The 17,060-nt window shown below is 67.7% G+C and carries 16 protein-coding genes and 1 tRNA gene; 7 read left to right on the top strand and 10 right to left on the bottom strand.

Annotated features, from left to right (window positions below; translation table 11 throughout):
* A complete protein-coding gene (gene holA / locus AC1GI4_RS10575) occupies positions 1-1,020 on the top strand; it encodes a DNA polymerase III subunit delta (protein ID WP_479629468.1) in 1,020 nt (339 codons plus the stop codon).
* A gap of 184 nt (positions 1,021-1,204) precedes the next feature.
* Here holA and ribA read toward each other — a convergent pair whose 3' ends face one another.
* The 7 genes from ribA to AC1GI4_RS10540 form a co-directional block, all read right to left on the bottom strand.
* Complete coding sequence (gene ribA, locus AC1GI4_RS10570; protein WP_479629467.1) at positions 1,205-2,254, bottom strand: GTP cyclohydrolase II; 1,050 nt, start codon at positions 2,252-2,254, stop codon at positions 1,205-1,207.
* Positions 2,251-3,033, bottom strand: a complete 783-nt coding sequence (locus AC1GI4_RS10565) for an exodeoxyribonuclease III (protein ID WP_479629466.1) — start codon at positions 3,031-3,033, stop codon at positions 2,251-2,253. Before AC1GI4_RS10565 ends, ribA begins: the two co-directional genes overlap by 4 nt.
* A gap of 356 nt (positions 3,034-3,389) precedes the next feature.
* The gene (locus tag AC1GI4_RS10560; RefSeq protein WP_479629465.1) at positions 3,390-4,022 is read right to left on the bottom strand and encodes a LolA family protein; all 633 of its coding nucleotides are present in this window, start codon (positions 4,020-4,022) and stop codon (positions 3,390-3,392) included.
* A gap of 67 nt (positions 4,023-4,089) precedes the next feature.
* Positions 4,090-5,490, bottom strand: coding sequence for a carbohydrate porin (locus tag AC1GI4_RS10555; RefSeq protein ID WP_479629464.1), 1,401 nt, complete (start codon positions 5,488-5,490; stop codon positions 4,090-4,092).
* 211 nt (positions 5,491-5,701) lie between these two features.
* A complete protein-coding gene (gene msrB / locus AC1GI4_RS10550; RefSeq protein ID WP_479629463.1) occupies positions 5,702-6,163 on the bottom strand; it encodes a peptide-methionine (R)-S-oxide reductase MsrB in 462 nt (153 codons plus the stop codon).
* Positions 6,164-6,184: 21 nt separating this feature from the next.
* Positions 6,185-6,841: a DsbA family oxidoreductase gene (locus tag AC1GI4_RS10545; protein ID WP_479629462.1), complete on the bottom strand. Its 657-nt coding sequence runs from the start codon at positions 6,839-6,841 to the stop codon at positions 6,185-6,187.
* 80 nt (positions 6,842-6,921) lie between these two features.
* Positions 6,922-7,131 (bottom strand): hypothetical protein, encoded by a 210-nt coding sequence (locus AC1GI4_RS10540; RefSeq protein ID WP_433909382.1) that lies wholly within the window; start codon positions 7,129-7,131, stop codon positions 6,922-6,924.
* A 193-nt stretch (positions 7,132-7,324) separates the two neighbouring features.
* On the opposite strand from AC1GI4_RS10540, the gene AC1GI4_RS10535 reads away from it, so the two are divergent.
* Complete coding sequence (locus tag AC1GI4_RS10535; RefSeq protein ID WP_479629461.1) at positions 7,325-8,074, top strand: SDR family NAD(P)-dependent oxidoreductase; 750 nt, start codon at positions 7,325-7,327, stop codon at positions 8,072-8,074.
* A 3-nt stretch (positions 8,075-8,077) separates the two neighbouring features.
* Here AC1GI4_RS10535 and AC1GI4_RS10530 read toward each other — a convergent pair whose 3' ends face one another.
* On the bottom strand, positions 8,078-8,584 hold the full coding sequence (locus AC1GI4_RS10530) for an N-acetyltransferase family protein (RefSeq protein ID WP_479629460.1): 507 nt from the start codon (positions 8,582-8,584) through the stop codon (positions 8,078-8,080).
* A gap of 66 nt (positions 8,585-8,650) precedes the next feature.
* Here AC1GI4_RS10530 and AC1GI4_RS10525 point away from each other — a divergent pair, with 66 nt between their 5' ends.
* Positions 8,651-9,364 (top strand): hypothetical protein, encoded by a 714-nt coding sequence (locus tag AC1GI4_RS10525; RefSeq protein WP_479629459.1) that lies wholly within the window; start codon positions 8,651-8,653, stop codon positions 9,362-9,364.
* A 131-nt stretch (positions 9,365-9,495) separates the two neighbouring features.
* Here the strand turns inward: AC1GI4_RS10525 and AC1GI4_RS10520 are convergent.
* A tRNA-Gly gene (locus tag AC1GI4_RS10520) sits at positions 9,496-9,570 on the bottom strand.
* A 131-nt stretch (positions 9,571-9,701) separates the two neighbouring features.
* Here AC1GI4_RS10520 and AC1GI4_RS10515 point away from each other — a divergent pair.
* The 4 genes from AC1GI4_RS10515 to clpS all read left to right on the top strand — a co-directional run bounded on the left by AC1GI4_RS10515 (position 9,702) and on the right by clpS (position 16,013).
* Positions 9,702-10,463 carry a hypothetical protein gene (locus tag AC1GI4_RS10515; protein ID WP_479629458.1) on the top strand — a complete coding sequence of 254 codons (762 nt, stop codon included), beginning with the start codon at positions 9,702-9,704 and terminating at the stop codon, positions 10,461-10,463.
* Complete coding sequence (locus AC1GI4_RS10510) at positions 10,354-11,907, top strand: Y-family DNA polymerase (protein ID WP_479629457.1); 1,554 nt, start codon at positions 10,354-10,356, stop codon at positions 11,905-11,907. Before AC1GI4_RS10515 ends, AC1GI4_RS10510 begins: the two co-directional genes overlap by 110 nt.
* A gap of 146 nt (positions 11,908-12,053) precedes the next feature.
* Positions 12,054-15,353: an error-prone DNA polymerase gene (locus AC1GI4_RS10505; protein ID WP_479629456.1), complete on the top strand. Its 3,300-nt coding sequence runs from the start codon at positions 12,054-12,056 to the stop codon at positions 15,351-15,353.
* Positions 15,354-15,668: 315 nt separating this feature from the next.
* Positions 15,669-16,013 carry an ATP-dependent Clp protease adapter ClpS gene (clpS, locus tag AC1GI4_RS10500; RefSeq protein WP_219021377.1) on the top strand — a complete coding sequence of 115 codons (345 nt, stop codon included), beginning with the start codon at positions 15,669-15,671 and terminating at the stop codon, positions 16,011-16,013.
* A 33-nt stretch (positions 16,014-16,046) separates the two neighbouring features.
* Here the strand turns inward: clpS and AC1GI4_RS10495 are convergent, their stop codons facing one another.
* On the bottom strand, positions 16,047-16,997 hold the full coding sequence (locus AC1GI4_RS10495; RefSeq protein ID WP_479629455.1) for an NAD(P)/FAD-dependent oxidoreductase: 951 nt from the start codon (positions 16,995-16,997) through the stop codon (positions 16,047-16,049).
* Positions 16,998-17,060 lie beyond the last annotated feature (63 nt).

Genomic DNA, 17,060 nt, shown 5'->3' with positions numbered 1-17,060 from the left:
GTGAAGGCTAACGCCAACCAGATTCGCCAGGCGCTGGGCCGCCCCTCCGCCGATATCCGCCTCTATCTGCTCCACGGTCCCGACGAGGCGGGGGCGAGCGAGCTGGCGCGTATCCTGGCGAATGCGATGGGTCAGGATGCCGAGCGGATCGACCTGGATTCGGCGACGCTGAAAAGCGATCCCGCCCGCCTGACCGACGAAGCGGCGTCCATGTCATTGTTCGGTGGCCCGCGCCATATCCGCATCGCCAGCGTCGGCGAGGAGGGGCTGGCCGCCTTCACCGCGCTGCTGGAGGCCGAGTCGGCGGGCAATCCGGTCGTTGCCATCGCCCCCACGGTCAAGACGACCGCCAAGATCGTGAAACTGGCGCTCGACTCACCGCGTGCGATGGCCTTCGGTTGCTACGCGCCGACCGCCGCCGATGCCGAGCGGCTGGCGACGACGATCGGCGGCGAGATGGGCTTGCGGCTCGCGGCGGGGGTGCCTGCGCGGCTGGTCGAGGCGGCGGCCGCCGACCGATCGGTGATGATGCGCGAGCTGGAGAAGCTAGCCCTCTATCTCGACGCCGCGCCCGACCGCCCGCGCGAGGTCGATCACGCCGCGATGGATGCGATCGGCGCCGATCTGGGCGAAGTCGAGATGGGCGATGCGGTCGAGGCCGTCGTCGAGGGCCGCGTGAGCGATCTGGGTGGCGAACTGGCGTTGCTCGACGAGGGCGGGGCCTCGCCCATTCCCTGGCTGCGCGCGCTGGCCCGGCGGCTGGTCGCGCTGGCCGAGATGCGCGCCGATATCGATGCGGGCGAGCCGGTCGAGGCGGTGATGAAGCGCCACCGCGTGTTCTTCCGCGACGAGGCGAAGACCGCGCGGGCGCTGCGCCGCTGGACCCCCGCCATGCTGTCGCGCGCGATGGCCCGGATCCGCGCGGCCGAACGCGCGGTGATGGCGCCGGGCAATGCCGGGGCGGTCTTGGCCGAGGCGGAGGCGACGATCATCGCGCAGGGAATCGCGCGGCGGGGGTAAGGTTTATAAGAAGATATGATGTTCGCGCGGAGGCGCGGAGAACGCAGAGGTGTCTGGCTTGCCGCGACAGCGGCCCTCTCATTACAACCGCAGTGAAAGCAGTTCCACCTAACCGCGAGCGATTCCTCTCCGCGTCTTCGCGTCTCCGCGCGAACCATTCTTTTGAAAGAACGCGACGCGCTCCTTAAAGCTGGTGCCCCGTCCGGTCCCGCTTGGTCGCGAGATAGCGTTCGTTATGCGGGTTCGGCGGCAGGCTGTGCGCGACGCGTTCGATCACCTGCACCCCTGCGGCTCCCAATCCCGCAACCTTGGCCGGGTTGTTGGTTAGCAGGCGCACCTTGTCCTGCCCCATCAGGGTCAGCATCCGCGCCGCCACGCCGAAGTCGCGCGCGTCGATCGCGAAGCCCAGCCGCGTATTGGCGTCGACCGTATCGAAGCCCTGGTCCTGAAGCTGGTACGCGCGCAGCTTGTTGACCAGGCCGATGCCGCGCCCTTCCTGCCGCAGATAGAGCAATATGCCCCAGCCTGATGTGGCGATGGCATGGATCGCGGCATGAAGCTGCGGCCCGCAATCGCATTTCAGGCTGCCCAGCACATCGCCGGTCAGGCACTCGCTGTGGAGGCGTACCAGTGGTGGCTGGCCGTTCGGCTGGCCGATCAGCAGCGCGACATGCTCGCCCGCCGCATGGGGCGAGCGGAAGGCGACGATCTCCGCATCCTCCGCCCCCGCCACGGGCAGGCGCGCTCGGGTGGCGATGGCGAGCGCCTCGGCATTTTCATGCGCGGCGATGTCGGCCAGTGAAATCTCGACCTCGACGCCGGTGCCGCCGACGAAGAAGGCGGGCAGCATCCCTGCGATCCGCGCGAACCGGATCGCCGCCGCCGCGATCGCCGGGTTGGGCAGGGGGAGCGCACGGAACGGACCTTTCAGCGGGGTGGCGAGGTCGAACTGCGGATCGGCCAGCGCGGTCGCGGCGGCGAAGTCGACCCAGGGCGCACGCTCGACCAGCACGGCGGCGTCGGGATCGGCCGCCTCCAGCTGGTTGGTCAGCTTCAGCGTCGCGGCGCGCCCCACCGAGATCAGGACCGGCGCCTGTCCGTCAGGATCGAAAGCGGCCAAACGCAGCGGATCGGCCGTCTCGACCGCGAGCATAGGCTGGCCCGCGATCGCGATCGGCCAGCCCCGGCGCAGCGCATCGATCGCGCGCGCCGCCGACTTGGGATCGGCGCTCAAAAATCGAATTCCGTCATGATCGGGATATGGTCGGAGGGTTTCAGCCAGCTGCGGCACCCCTCGAACACCTGATGCGACACCGCCTTGTCGGCCACGTCGCGGGTCGCCCACATGTGATCGAGCCGCCGCCCGCGATCCGATGCCTTCCAGTCCTTCGCGCGGTAGCTCCACCAGGTGTAGAGCCGCTCCGGCGCGGGGATGAAGTGACGGCCCAGATCGACCCAGTCGTTCGACGCCTGGAGCTTGCCCAGCGTCTCCACCTCGATCGGCGTATGGCTGACCACGTCCAGCAGTTGCTTGTGGCTCCAGACGTCCGATTCGAGCGGGGCGATGTTGAAGTCGCCGGTCAGGATCGTCGGGCAGTCGAGCTGGCCCGACCATTCGATCATGCGGCCGAGGAAATCGAGCTTCTGGCCGAATTTCGGATTCGCCTCCCGATCGGGCACGTCGCCGCCCGCCGGGATATAGACATTCTCCAGCCGTACGCCGCCCGGCAGCCGGATGCCGACATGCCGCGCCTCGGCATTGGCCTGCCAGTCCAGCCGGTCGTCCTCGGTGATCGGCACCTTCGCCACGATGGCGACGCCGTGGTGCATCCGCTGGCCATGGATGATGATGTGCTCATAGCCGAGCGAGCGAAACATCTCGAAGGGGAAGTCGTCGTCGACGACCTTCGTCTCCTGAAGGCAGAGCACATCGGGCGCGGCTTCCTTCAGGAATTGCTCGACGATCGCGGCGCGGAAACGCACCGAATTGATGTTCCAGGAGGCGATTTTCACGGGATGCGATGTAGCGGGGGCAGGGGGGGGAGACAAGATTACCCCTGTGCCATTCCTCCCCTGCAAGGGGAGGTGGCGCGCGCAGCGCGTCGGAGGGGTGTCCCGCTATCGAGAGGGGTGACACCCCTCCGTCAGGGCTGACGCCCTGCCACCTCCCCTTGCAGGGGAGGAATAAAGTAAAAGGAAAGGCCCCCGCTCCGGGGGCATGGAGCGAGGGCCGACCTAGCGTTCGTCACGCAGGCGGGATGAGGGTGCTCGTCCGAGCAACAGGGGGGAATCTCGAAGGCCCCTCAACCGCAACGCCTTGATAGGGCAGCGAACCTGTCGGGCAGATGAATGAAACGGCCCCCGATCGTTCAGTTACGCGCCGCCGTTCTCCGCGGGTCGTTGAATCGGAACGCCTTGTCGTCCACCGGCACCCCGAAACGCTGGTTGGACAGGCGAATCGTCGTCCGGTTGTTCTGGCTGTCGAGCGCGACCCAGCCCTGCATCATCAGCCCGCCCGGCGCCGAAGCATCGCGGGCGAAGACCAGGGTGATCTTGCCATATTCGGGATGTTTGGGATCGTTCGCCTCGACCGAGAGCAGGCGTGGGTCGGCGCTGGGCACCACCTTGGCATAGCGGCCGATATCGCGACTGGGATCGAGCAGCACGCCCAGCGGCGAGTTCTTGATCGGCCAGCGCTGCACCTGCTTGACCGAATAATCGATGAAGGTCAGCGCGCCGCCGTCCGCGACGATCAGCAGCGGCACGCCCTTCTCATACTGAAAGCGGATCTTGCCCGGCTTCTTCATGGTCAGCGTGCCGGTCAGCACTTTGCCCGCGCGGTCGGTCTGGGTGAAGTCGGCGGTCATCGTCTGCACCGATTGCAGGTGACGCTGTACCGCCGCCAGGTCGCCATTGGCCTGCGCAAAGGCGGGCACGGGGGCGGCGATCATCGCCATGGCGGTCGGCGCCAGCAGGGCGGACGCCATCATCGAACGGATCATCAAATCACTCCTTTGGGCACGCCTGTCCTTGCGCGCCGCCTATTGAATGGGTCGTGAATTAGCGGCGCTACAGGATGAAGGCGGCCTTCAGCCCCAATATGGTGACGTCCTCGGCTTGCGAATAGCCGCCGGGATGGTGGACGAACTGGACGTTGGGTCGCATCTCCAGCCATTCGGTGGGGTGGATGCTGTAATAGACTTCGGAGGCGTATTCCGAGCCCTGCACGGCGGGCCGGGTGGGGTCGAGCCGCTGGCCGTCCGCCACGCGCCCGTTCACATGGGTCCGCGCCACGCCGAAGCCCAGCACGTCGCCCGGCACGGCGGGGACCAGCCCCTTGTAGAACAGGCCCGCCGCGACCTGATTGTCGGTGACGCTGGTCGCGCGGTCGGCCTGGGTCGCGTTCAGGAAGACGCTGAGGCCGTTCTCCGCCTTGCCGTCCTTGGTCTCGCCGGTCAGTTGCTGCTGGATGTTGATATAGACGCCGTAGCGGCTGCTGCGCTCCAGCGGCGCCAGGCCAGTGATCGCGATCGGGCGGCGATTGACGTCGAGGAACACGTCCGGCGCATCCGCCGTGGCGATCCAGCCGCCCAGCTTGTACGACCCGATCCGCCCGGCGCTGGGGTTGTTGATCCAGCCCACTTCAGCGGGGACCAGTACGCCGGTCGCGCCCTTGAAGTGCGCGATGAAGAAGTCGTTGTCGAGATTGCGCGGGTTGATCTCGTAGACCGCGCCCTGGACATACAGGTCGTCGCGCGGTTCGTAGCGCAGCCGCGCGCCCCACTGGCTGACCGGCCAATTCTGCCAATAATCGCCCACCAGATTGCCCGGCTGCGAACCGCAAAAGCTCAGGTTCATGAAGTGGCAGGAGAAGATCGCGAAATCCTCGCCCGGATTGGTGCGGCCCAGCTTCAGCTCGAAGCGCTCGCCGATTCGCTGTTCGTACCAGAACTGGGTCAGGCGCAGCGTCTGGCCGCGGCCGTAAACCTCCTGCACCTGTTGCAGCGTGCCCAGATTGGCGTCGTCGCTGAGGTTGCGACCACGACGATAGGTGAGGGTGGCCTGGAGCGCACCGCCCTTCAGCCCCATCACCTTTTCCAGATCGAACAGCGCGCCCGCGTCGAACTGTCCCGTCTCGCGGAACAGCGTCTTGCGCCCGCCGGTGACGTTGGCTGCACTTTCGGAGGCATAGCGCGCGGTGACGGTGATGCCGCGCTCGTTCAGGCGGGTGCGGATGTCATGCCAGTCGCCGATGATCCCCGGCGGCGGCGCGCGGCGGGTATCGGCCGTGATCGCCGAGGGTGCGCTGTCCGACACGCGAACCGGACGGCGGCGGGTGGGCGTCCGCTGCGTATCGCCGGTCGCGGCATCGGGGGTGACGCGGGCGGCGGTGGGTACCGGATCGGTCGTCTGCTGGGGCACCAGCGGGGCCGCCATCAACAGCGGCGTCCAAATCATCGTCGTCAACATTGCCCCTTTTCCCCGACCCTTATCGTTGCGGGAGCCAAACGATCGGACGAGGAAAAGGTGCCGTAAACGTTATGGGAATTCCTCCCCTGCAAGGGGAGGGGGACCGCCGCGAAGCGGTGGTGGAGGGGGTGTGCCGTCAAGCGATTCGCTTGAGGAAGCCCCCCTCCGTCAGGGCTTGCGCCCTGCCACCTCCCCGAACCGGGGACGAATTTTAGCCCTGTTCGGCCGCGCGGACCTGATCCACGTAATCGCCGTAACCTTCCGCCTCCATATCCCCCAGCGGCACGAAGCGCAGCGAGGCGGAGTTGATGCAGTAGCGAAGGCCGCCCCGATCGCGCGGGCCGTCGGGGAAGACATGGCCCAGATGGCTGTCGCCATGCGCCGAGCGGACTTCGGTGCGGATCATGCCGTGGGTGGTGTCGCGCAACTCGTTGACATGCGCGGGCTCGATCGGCCGGGTGAAGCTGGGCCAGCCGCAATGCGAATCGAATTTGTCGGCCGAGGCGAAGAGCGGTTCGCCCGAGACGATATCGACATAGAGGCCCGGCTCGCGGGTGTGGAGATATTCGCCGGTGCCGGGGCGCTCGGTGCCGCTCTCCTGCGTCACATAATATTGCTCGGGGGTCAGCTTCGCGAGGGCTTCCTCAGTCTTGCTATAGCGGGTGTCGGCCATGGGGGTGTCCTCTCCGTAAAATCAGGCGTCAGCAGGTTCGGCGGCGATCTGGCGCAGCGCCTGCTCGAAGGATTCGGGCGGCTGTCCGCCCGAGATGAGATAGCGGTTGTCGATCACGATGGCGGGCACCGACTGGATGCCGCGCCCCTGCCACAGCCGTTCCGCCTCGCGCACCTCGGCGGCATAGCGGTCGGACGACAGGATCGTAGCGGCCGCGTCGGCGTCCAGCCCGGCGCGGGTGACGGCGGCGATCAGCACGTCGTGGTTCGAGATATCCTCGCCACGCGTGAAATAGCTGTCGAACAGCGCGTGCTTCAGCGCCGCCTGCCGCCCCTCGATCTCCGCCCAGTGGAGCAGCCGGTGCGCGTCGAAGCTGTTATAGATGCGCGCATCATCGGCCATCGCCATGGTGAAGCCGACCGAGGCCGCTCGCTCGCGGATATTGGCGCGGTTGGCGGCGGACTGTTCGGGCGTCGCGCCATATTTGCGGCCGATATGCTCGACGATATTCTCGCCCTCGGGCGCCATGGCGGGGTTCAGCTCGAACGGCTGGAAGTGGATGTCCGCCTCGACCGTGTCCCCCAACCGCTCCAGCGCGATCTCCAGACCGCGCAGCCCGATGATGCACCAGGGGCAGGAAATGTCGGAGACGAAGTCGATACGAAGGCGGCGGGGCATGGGACGTCCTGGCTGATGCGACCTCAAGGCGGCCGCCCCGCTTATGTGGGAGGGCGATCCGGCCCCCGCAACCGTGGGGGCTACCAGCGGACCCGGACCCAGCCTCCCACCATGTCGTCGCCAGGCGCGGGGCAGGGATAGACCGTGCGGACGGTCGCGGGATCGTCCGGCGCGGCGGGCGGCATGGTCAGGGCCGGGCGGAAATCGCACCACCCGCCCTGCGCACGCGGAAAGGGACCGCGCCTACGGTCACCGGCGATTCGTCGCGGCTGGCCCGGCGGATGATCCATGCCAATCTCTCCCGGCGCCCATCCTGGCGCCGTTCGGCGCGCCCGGCCATCCGGGAAAAGCCCTGTATTCCGTGCACTTGGATGAAAGCCGGGAACAGAGGCCCATGTTGCGGCCTTCTGCACCGCGCACGCTTTGCCATGTCCGGTTCCGCCGGATACCAGCATCGATCCGCGTTGATGAGGAGATGGACGGATGACGAAGACAGTTCTGGTGACGGGCGCGACCGCCGGGATCGGGGCGGGCACCGCGCGGGCCTTTGTCGCGGCGGGATGGCGGGTGATCGGCACGGGGCGCCGCGCCGACCGGCTCCAGGCTCTGGCCGACGAACTGGGGGCGGCCTTTCATCCGCTGGCTTTCGACATCACCGATGAGGATGCGCTCGATGCCGCGCTGAACGGCCTGCCACCCGAATTTGCCGAGATCGACTGGCTCATCAACAATGCCGGCCTCGCGCTCGGCACCAAGCCCGCACAGGACAGCGACCTGGCCCAGTGGCGCACGATGATCGCGACCAATATCGACGCGCTCATCACCATCACCCACCGCCTGCTGCCCCGCCTGATCGCGCGGCGCGGGGGGATCATCAACCTGTCCTCGGTGGCGGCGAATTATCCCTATACCGGCGGCAACGTCTATGGCGGGACCAAGGCGTTCGTGAAGCAATTCTCGCTGAACCTGCGCGCCGACCTGCATGGCAAGGGGGTGCGCGTGACCTCGATCGAGCCGGGCATGGTCGAGACCGAGTTCACCACCATCCGCACCGGCGGCGACCAGGCGGCATCGGACGCGCTTTACGCGGGCTCCGATCCGATGACGGCGGATGATATCGCCGCGACGCTCCTCTGGGTCGCCCAGCTGCCGCCGCATCTGAACATCAACCGGCTGGAGCTGATGCCGGTCAGCCAGTCCTTTGCGGGCTTCCAGGTCGCACGCACGGCATAAGTCCTATAGCGGTCGGTGCATCACCAGGGCATCGACCGGCCCCAGATGCGGGTGCCGGAACGCCCCCGGCACCCGCCCGACCGTGGCGAAGCCCAGTGCCGTCCACAGATGCACGGCCGCTTCGTTGCTGGCGACCACGAAGTTGAACTGCATCGCGGCAAAGCCCCGCGCACGGGCTTCGTCGAAGGAATGCGACGCCATCGCCCGCGCCATCCCCCGCCCACGCGCGGCAGGGCCGGTCATATAGCCCGCATTGGCGACGTGATTCCCGCCGCCCGCCTGATTGGCGCGGAGGTAATAGGTGCCGAGGACGATGCCCTCTTCCTCAAACACGAAGACCGCCTTGTCGGCGCCGAACCAATAGGTGAGGGCCTCCTCCTCCGACATCGCGCGGTCGAGCGCATAGGTTTCGCCCGCCCGGATCACCGGCAGGATGATCGCGGCGATGGCGGTGGCGTCCTGGGGAAGGGCGGGGCGAATGAACCGCTTCGTTTCCGATGGTGATGGCAATCCTGAATCTTCCCGGATGTTCGATGCTTCCGCCCCCCTCCTAACGCCTGGGACGGGAGGAACGACATGCCATTTCCACACGATATTCGCCGGATGTTGCTGGCCAGAGCGGAAGAGGATGTCCGCCGCTGGTGTTGCCCGAGGGAGGAGCGGGTCGATCGTGGCCGCCATCCCGACACGCATTGGCTGGCGGTTTTTTCAGGACAGGTGGAAGCGAATGACGCGCGCCTCTTCCTGTCGACGTTCCAACTGACCCAGTTCGTCGCCTGGGACCGCGCAGGGGTGGCGGAGGCTATCAAGGCGATCCATGCAGCAGAGGCGTTCGACCCGTGCGTCGACATTCCCCAGTGGGCGGACACCCTGCCGATTTCGAGGGGGCAGCGGCGCCAATATAGCTCGGCGGCCAGCAAGATCGCGACCTTTGCCCGCCCAGGCGACGAAATCTATATCTGGGATCGGTTGGCCAGCAAGGCGGCGCGCCATCGCGATTGGGTTCGCAATGGGGGCGTAGGAGCAAAATATCTCGGGCGGCTTTACGATGCCGATGGCCGCCACGATTACCCCGCCTTCTGGCGCGCCTGCGATCAGGCGCGGCAGGAGGAACGAGGAAAAACCGACTTTCAGCAGGTACGGGATCGATTGATCGCCGATTTTCGCCATGGGGCGGGCGGGGATGTCATGGCGGACCAGATTGGTGTCCCCGATTCCTTTATCGAGCGTCGCCTGCTGGACAAGCTGATGTTCTGGGAAGGCACATTGTTGGAAAGCCGACCCATCTGAAGGTCGGGCAAAGACCTCGGTAAAAAACCGGGGTCTTTCGACGCATGAAGTTTCATGCGAGGAAAATTTTCTGGCAGATGGTAGATAGGTCGCTCGCTCGGCGACAAAGGCGATTCCATCTAGGGAATCGCTGGAGCGGGCGAAGGGATTCGAACCCTCGACCCCAACCTTGGCAAGGTTGTGCTCTACCCCTGAGCTACGCCCGCTCTGGCGTTCCGAACCGGCTGACCGGCTGGGGTGAGGCGGGCTATTAGATGTGGGTTTCGAATCCGGCAAGCACTTTTTTCAGTTTTTTTACGGCTGGCGACTCCAGACAGGGAACATTACAAGAACATATATGGAGGAGCCCTTCGCCCTGATCGACCGTTTGCGCCGCGCCGCCGCTCTGGTGGCGGACGGGCATGACGGTGGAGAAAAGGCGGGCGGTGGCTTCGAGGTTCGGCTGGCCGCCGGGCAACTGCATGAAATCCATGCGCTTTCGTCGGAAGAATCGGCAAGCGGGGCGGGATTTGCCCTGGGGTGCGCGCTGGCGGTGGGGGCACGGCCGATCCTGTGGCTGCGTACCGAGGCGGCCGAGCGGCAGGGCGGGCGACTCCATGGGCCGGGGCTGCTGGCGATGGGGCTCGATCCCGCCGATCTGGTCGTGGTGGTGGTTGCCGACGATGCCGCGCTGCTGCGCGCCGCCGCCGATGGCGCGCGCTGTCCGGGGCTGGGCACGGTAATCGCGGAGGGCTGGGGTGCGATGCGCGGGCTGGACCTGACCGCGTCGCGGCGGCTGATGCTGGCGGCCGAAGCCTCGGGCGTGGTGATGCTGGTGCTGCGCGTCGGGGGGCAGGTGGTGCCCAGCGCGGCGACCACCCGCTGGTCGGTGGCCTCGGCGCCGTCGCGGGCGCTGGCGGCGGAGGCGCCGGGAGCGCCGGCCTATGATCTGGAATTGCTGCGCCGAAGGGGAGGGCCCGCGGGCGCCCGGTGGCGCGTGGAGTGGAACCGTGACACGCAGAGCTTCGACCCCGCGCCGCTATCTGGCGCTCGTCTTCCCCTGGTTGCCGATCGAGCGGTTGCGGGCCCGGCGCCCGCACCTGTTCGTGGCGCGGGATGAGGCGCCGATCGCCTTTGCCGAGTCGGTCGGCGGCGCGATTCGCCTGGCGGCGCTCAATGGTCAGGCGGTGGCGGCGGGGCTGTCGGTCGGGCTGACGCTGGCCGATGCGCGCGCGCGGGTGCCCGAGGTCGAGATATTCCCGCACGATCCCGCCGCCGATGCCGACTGGCTGGAGCGGCTGGCCGAGGGCGCGCGGCGCTACAGCCCGGCGGTGGCGCTCGATCCGCCGCAGGGGCTGGTGCTCGATTCGGGCGGCGCGGATCACCTGTTCGGCGGCGAGCGGGGCCTTGCCGAGGATATCGAGACGCGGATGGCCCGGCGGGGACTGACCGTGCGGCTGGCCTATGGCGATACGCCCGAGGCGGCACGTGCGCTGGCGCGACATGCCGGGGCTCCGGCGCCCGATGAGATGGGCGCGATCCGCCGCCTGCCCGTCGCCGCGCTGGAACTGGACGAGGATGCCTGCGCGGCGCTGATCGCGGCGGGGCTGAAGTCGGTCGGCGACGTGCTGGCGCGGCCGATGGCGACGATCGCGGCGCGATTCGGGCGCGAGGCGGCGACGGCGCTGCGGCGGCTGACCGGCGAGGAGGACAGCCCGCTGACCCCGCGTGTCGTCGCGGCGCCGATCGGGGTGGAGCGGCGCTTTGCCGAGCCGGTGGCGCGTACCGAGCACATGCTGGGCGTGCTGGAGGAATTGGCGACTGAGGCGGCGCGGACGCTGGAGGAGCGGCATGAGGGCGGGCGGCGCTGGGACGCGCGGCTGTTCCGCTGCGATGGCGAGGTGCAGGCCTTGCGGGTCGAGACGGGGCAACCGACCCGCGACCCCGCCGTGCTGCTCCGCCTGTTCCGTGAGCGGATCGAGGCGCTGGCCGATCCGCTCGACCCCGGTTTCGGATATGACCTGATTCGCCTGGATGTCGGGCTGGCCGAGAAGCTGGACGCGGTGCAGCTGCGGCTGGAGGGCGGTGAGGCGAAGGCGGAGGCGGTCGCCGCGCTGATCGACCGGCTGGGCACGCGGCTGGGGCGCGAGCGGGTGCGGCGAATCCATCCGCGTGACAGCCACATGCCCGAACAGGCCGAATTGCTGCTGCCTGCGACCGATCCTGCGCCCAGGGCGGAGTGGACCCGGCCCGAACCGGGCGACCCGCCCCTGCGCCCGATTCATCTGTTCGATCCGCCCCAGCCGATCGAATCGCTTGCTGCCGAAACCCCGGATGGCCCTCCGGCGCGGTTCCGCTGGCGACGGAAAATGCATGACGTGGCGCGCGCGGAAGGGCCGGAGCGGATTGCGGGCGAATGGTGGCGCCGCGCCGACATGGCGCCGCCGACCCGCGACTATTACCGGGTCGAGGATGTGCGCGGGCGGCGTTTCTGGATCTTTCGCCACGGGCTCTACACCGAGACCGAGCGGCCGCGCTGGTATGTGCACGGGCTGTTCGCGTGAGGGGGCGGGTCGCTATTCCTCCCCTGCAAGGGGAGGTGGCAGCGCGGAGCGCTGACGGAGGGGGCGTGCCGCTGGGGGCGTCCCTTGCGGCATGCCCCCTCCACCATGCTGCGCATGGTCCCCCTCCCCGTGCCGGGGAGGATTAAATGCCCGGGTTCGCCGAACTGGTCGCGGCGACGCATTATTCCTTCCTCGACGGGGCGAGTGCGGCCGAGGACGTGGTGGCTCGCGCCCATGAACTGGGCCTCAAGGGCATCGGCATTGCCGATCGCAATACCGTGGCGGGGGTGGTGCGGGCGCTCAGGGCCTGGCGAAAGGCCTGCGCCCTGGCCGAAGAGATCGGGGCTCCGCCACCGCCGACATTGGTCGTCGGCGCGCGCCTGGTCTTTGCCGATGGCACACCCGACATCGTCGCCTATCCGGTCGACCGGACGGGCTGGGGACGGCTGACCCGATTGCTCACGCTGGGCAACAAGCGGGCGCGCAAGGGCGGCTGTATCCTGGGGCTGGGCGACCTGATCCGCCATGCCGAGAATCTGCTGCTGATCGCGCTGCCGACATCGAGCGCGCGGCCCTGCGAGCCGATGGTCGACGCGATGCTGCCCCCGCAGCGCGCCGATCCGGGACTGGCGGCGACGCTCGACCGGCTGGTGGCGGTGGCGCCGGGGCGGGTGTGGCTGGGGGTGACCATGCCGCGACAGGGCGCGGATCGGCGGCGGCTGATGGCGCATGCCACACTGGCCGAGGCGCGGGGGGTGCCGTTGCTCGCCACCACCGATACGCTGTTCGCGAGCCCCGCAGACCGTCCGGTACAGGATATACTGACCTGTATTCGCGAAGGGTTGACCATCCGTACCGGCGGACGGCGGCTGGCGGCCAATGCCGAGCGACACCTGAAGCCTGCGCACGAGATGGCGCGCCTGTTCGCCGACCGTCCGGGCGCGGTGGCGGAGAGCATGGCGATCCTCGACCGGATCCTATTCCGGCTGGACCATCTGTCCTACGACTATCCGCATGAGCCGGTGCCCGAGGGGTGGGCGGCGCAGGACTGGCTGGAGGAGCTGGTGCGGCGGGGGGCGGCCGAGCGTTTTCCGGATGGGGTGCCCGCCAAGCTGCAAGCCACGTTGGCCGAGGAACTGACGCTTATCCGCGATTGCGGCTACGCCCAATATTTCCTGACCGTGCATGATGTGGTGCGTTTCGCGCGCAGTCGGCCGCAGCCCATTCTCTGCCAGGGGCGGGGCTCGGCGGCCAATTCGGCGGTGTGCTGGATCCTGGGCGTCACCTCGGTCGACCCGACCAAGCATGACCTGCTCTTCTCGCGCTTTGTGTCGACCGAGCGCAAGGAGCCGCCCGATATCGACATCGATTTCGAGCATGAGCGGCGCGAGGAGGTGATCCAGTATATCTATGGCCGCTATGGCCGCCACCGCGCCGCCATCGCCGCGACCGTCATCCATTACCGCCCGCGCAGCACGGTGCGCGAGGTCGGCCGTGCGCTGGGGCTGAGCGAGGATGTGACGCAAAGGCTGACCAGTACCGTGTGGGGCAGCTTTTCCAAACAGTTCGAGGAAAAGCGCTTCCACGAGACCGGCTTCTCGCCCGACAATCCCGAGATCGCACGGCTGCGCACGCTGGTCGACCGGCTGCTCGGCGCACCGCGCCATCTGTCGCAGCATGTCGGCGGCTTCGTGCTGACCCAAGGACGGCTCGACGAGACCGTGCCGATCCATAACGGCGCGATGGAGGGGCGGACCTTCATCGAATGGGACAAGGACGATATCGACGAGCTGAAGATCATGAAGGTCGACATATTGGCGCTCGGCATGCTGACCTGCATCCGCAAGGCGTTCGACCTGATGGAGGCCAACGGGCTGCCGCGTCCGACCCTCGACGATCTGGCGCAGGACGAGGACGAGCGGGTCTACAAGATGCTGCAAAAGGGCGACAGCATCGGCGTGTTCCAGGTGGAGAGCCGTGCGCAGATCAATATGCTGCCGCGTCTGAAGCCCCGGGAGTTTTACGACCTGGTCGTGCAGGTCGCGATCGTCCGGCCGGGGCCGATCGAGGGCGATATGGTCCATCCCTATCTGCGGCGGCGGGCGGAGAAGGAGGCCGTCACCTATCCCTCGCCGCATCCCGATCATGGCCCGGCGGACGAGCTACGTACCCTGCTCGGCAAGACATACGGCGTGCCGCTGTTCCAGGAACAGGCGATGAAGCTGGCCATCGTCGCGGCCAATTTCACCCCCGACGAGGCCAATGGCCTGCGCCGCGCGATGGCGACCTTCCGCAATGTCGGGACGATCAAGGGTTTCCGCGACAAGATGATCGGCGGCATGGTCGCGCGGGGATATAATCCCGAATTCGCCGAACGCTGCTTCAAGCAGATCGAGGGGTTCGGTTCCTATGGTTTCCCCGAAAGCCATGCGCTGTCCTTTGCACGGCTGGTCTATGTCTCGGCTTGGCTGAAATGCCACCAGCCCGCGATCTTCACCTGTGCGCTGCTGAATGCGCAGCCCATGGGATTCTATGCGCCCGCGCAGCTGGTCCGCGACGCGCGCGAAAATGGCGGGGTCGAAGTGCGGCCGGTCGATGTGAATGCCAGTGGCTGGGACAATCGGCTGGAGCGGCGCGCGGACGGGGCGTTGGCGTTGCGGCTGGGCTTTCGGCAGGTCGATGGTTTTCGGGAGGCTTGGGGCACAGAAATCGCCACCCATGCTCCTTATGACACCATCGAGTCGGTCGCGATCCGCGCGCACCTGCCCCGTCGCGCACTCGATCTGCTGGCGCAGGCCGACGCCTATCGCTCATTGGGGCGCGGGCGGCGCGAGGGGCAGTGGGAGGCGCGGCGGATGAAGTCGGTGCAGCTGCCGCTGTTCGCCGCGATGGAGGCGCCCGAAATGGCGGCCGAACCCGATGTCACGCTGCCGCCCATGCCGCTGTCCGAACAGGTCAGCGCCGATTACCGGGCGACGCGACTGTCGCTGAAGGGCCATCCCATGGCGTTCCTGCGTCGTGAGCTGGCGGGGGAGGGTATCCTGTCGGCCGCCGATCTGAATCGTCTGGCCGATGGGCGGCGCGCCAAGGTGGCGGGCGTGGTGCTGGTCCGTCAGCGACCGGGCAAGGGCAATGCGATCTTCATCACGATCGAGGACGAGACGGGCATCGTCAACGCGCTGCTATGGGCGCGCGATTTCGAGGCGAACCGGCGGGCCGTAATGGCTTCGCGGCTGATGCTGATCCACGGCGTCGTCCAGCGCAGCGAGGAGGGCGTCGTCCATCTGATGACGGCGGGCGTCGAGGATCGCAGTATGATGCTCTCGCGGCTGGAGGACGTGCCGGTCGCGCCCACCCGCTCGCACGACCCGCGCGGAACCCCGGCGCAGCGCGGCGTGCATCCTCGCGATGTCCGCCTGCTGCCCCGCTCGCGCGATTTCCATTAGCGGTGATCGTCATTCACCCTATTCCTCCCCTGGCAGGGGAGGTGGCAGGCCGCAGGCCTGACGGAGGGGTGTCCCGGTGGGAGAAGCTGGTCGACGCTCGCCACCGTGGACACCCCTCCACCATGCTCCGCATGGTCCCCCTCCCCTGCGAGGGGAGGAATGAGGGAAGGACCGTCCTTAATATCAATCCGCCTTGGCCCGAACGTTCCGATTTATACGTTCGACCCTGTCCCCAAGGGCTTGTGCGCACCCCCCGCCATGCCATATTTTACCGTCATGGCCCAGAACAGCGACACTCTCACCCATCCTCTGGGAATGGCGGGCGATGGCCCGGGGCATGGTCCCGATCATGGCGATGACGAGGGCACGGGGCTGGGCGTCGCGACGCGCACCCGGACACGTACCAAGCAGCCGACGCCGTACCGGGTCCTGATGCTCAACGACGACTATACGCCGATGGAATTCGTCGTGCTGTGCCTGCAGCGTTTCTTCCGCATGAGCATGGACGATGCGACCCGCGTCATGCTGCACGTCCACCAGCGCGGTGTCGGCGTGTGCGGCGTCTTTTCCTACGAAGTCGCCGAGACCAAGGTGGCGCAGGTGATCGACTTCGCCCGCGCCAACCAGCATCCGCTCCAGTGTACGCTGGAAAAGGCGTAACCCAGAGCCGACCCTCCTCCCTATAGGGGAAGATCATCCGATCAGCGTGTCCGCCGCCTGACGTCCCGACAGCCAGGCGCTTTCCACGCGCGGTGCGATCAGCCAGTCGCCGCAGGCCGCCAATGCGATGTCGGGGCGGTGATAGGCGCCGATCCCCGCCTTGTCCGACCGGGCATAGCGCCAGCGATGCGCCGTCGCATGGACCGGCACGGGCAGCGTGCCCACCTGTTCCTCCAGCGCGCGCAGGAGCGAGGCCGTCACCGAGGTCCGGTCGCTTTCGACATGGCGTTGCGACCAGTCGGGCGTGGCATGGATCGTCCAAGCCTCGCCGCCTTCGCGACCGGGCTTGGCACCGTTGCGCGCGGCCCAGTCGATCGGGTCGGCGGCGGACAGGATGTCAGGGGCGGACAGGCGCGTCTCGAAACCGAGCAGCACCGTCCAGCACGGCTCCGATGGATGCGCCTCGGCCAGTTCGACCAGCGCCGGGTCATGCTCCGCCGCCAGCGCCGGAACCTGGTCCGCGGGTAGCGCCAGCACCAGAACATCGAACGGCCCCTCGGTGCGCTCGTCATGGCTGAGCCACCATCCGTCATGGTCCCGTCGGATGGCCCGAATATGGGTCGACCATGCCACGCCCAGCGGTTCGGCGATATGCGCGACGAGCGCATTCATGGCGGGCATCCCGACCCAGCCATCCTCGCCCGCCGCTGGCCAGCGCGCCGCGACGCCCTGCCGCTCCCAGTCCCGAACCTGCGCGACGAAGGCGGGATCGCGCGCAGTCAGATATTGCGCGCCATAGTCGAAGGCGAAGCACAGCCCTTGCGCCGTCACGACCTTGCTCGCCATACGGCCGCCCGGCCGGCGTCCCTTGTCGAACAGCGCAACCCGCCATCCCGCCTCCGCCAGCCGCGTGGCGCAGGATAGACCCGCCATCCCTGCGCCGACGATCGCCGCCGATCCGGCCATATCCCGTTCCCTCGTCATTCGCCCCTATCGGGCCAATCGACCGTTACGCCCGGTGCCGCCGAACGATCCGTCTCATCGGTG

The sequence above is a fragment of the Sphingomonas sp. 77B genome (assembly GCF_056497825.1).
The sequence above is the reverse complement of the archived record's forward strand: the minus strand, read 5'-3'. Positions and strand labels throughout refer to the sequence as shown.

What these genes read in the sequence shown, in the direction of transcription:
- AC1GI4_RS10505 (WP_479629456.1), top strand. Translation starts at nt 12,054, where the DNA reads ATGCCCGGGTTCGCCGAACTGGTCGCGGCGACGCATTATTCCTTCCTC.
- AC1GI4_RS10560 (WP_479629465.1), bottom strand. Translation starts at nt 4,022, where the DNA reads ATGATCCGTTCGATGATGGCGTCCGCCCTGCTGGCGCCGACCGCCATG.
- AC1GI4_RS10535 (WP_479629461.1), top strand. Translation starts at nt 7,325, where the DNA reads ATGACGAAGACAGTTCTGGTGACGGGCGCGACCGCCGGGATCGGGGCG.
- AC1GI4_RS10555 (WP_479629464.1), bottom strand. Translation starts at nt 5,490, where the DNA reads ATGTTGACGACGATGATTTGGACGCCGCTGTTGATGGCGGCCCCGCTG.
- AC1GI4_RS10495 (WP_479629455.1), bottom strand. Translation starts at nt 16,997, where the DNA reads ATGACGAGGGAACGGGATATGGCCGGATCGGCGGCGATCGTCGGCGCA.
- clpS (WP_219021377.1), top strand. Translation starts at nt 15,669, where the DNA reads ATGGCGGGCGATGGCCCGGGGCATGGTCCCGATCATGGCGATGACGAG.
- msrB (WP_479629463.1), bottom strand. Translation starts at nt 6,163, where the DNA reads ATGGCCGACACCCGCTATAGCAAGACTGAGGAAGCCCTCGCGAAGCTG.
- AC1GI4_RS10545 (WP_479629462.1), bottom strand. Translation starts at nt 6,841, where the DNA reads ATGCCCCGCCGCCTTCGTATCGACTTCGTCTCCGACATTTCCTGCCCC.
- AC1GI4_RS10525 (WP_479629459.1), top strand. Translation starts at nt 8,651, where the DNA reads ATGCCATTTCCACACGATATTCGCCGGATGTTGCTGGCCAGAGCGGAA.
- AC1GI4_RS10515 (WP_479629458.1), top strand. Translation starts at nt 9,702, where the DNA reads ATGGAGGAGCCCTTCGCCCTGATCGACCGTTTGCGCCGCGCCGCCGCT.
- AC1GI4_RS10540 (WP_433909382.1), bottom strand. Translation starts at nt 7,131, where the DNA reads ATGGATCATCCGCCGGGCCAGCCGCGACGAATCGCCGGTGACCGTAGG.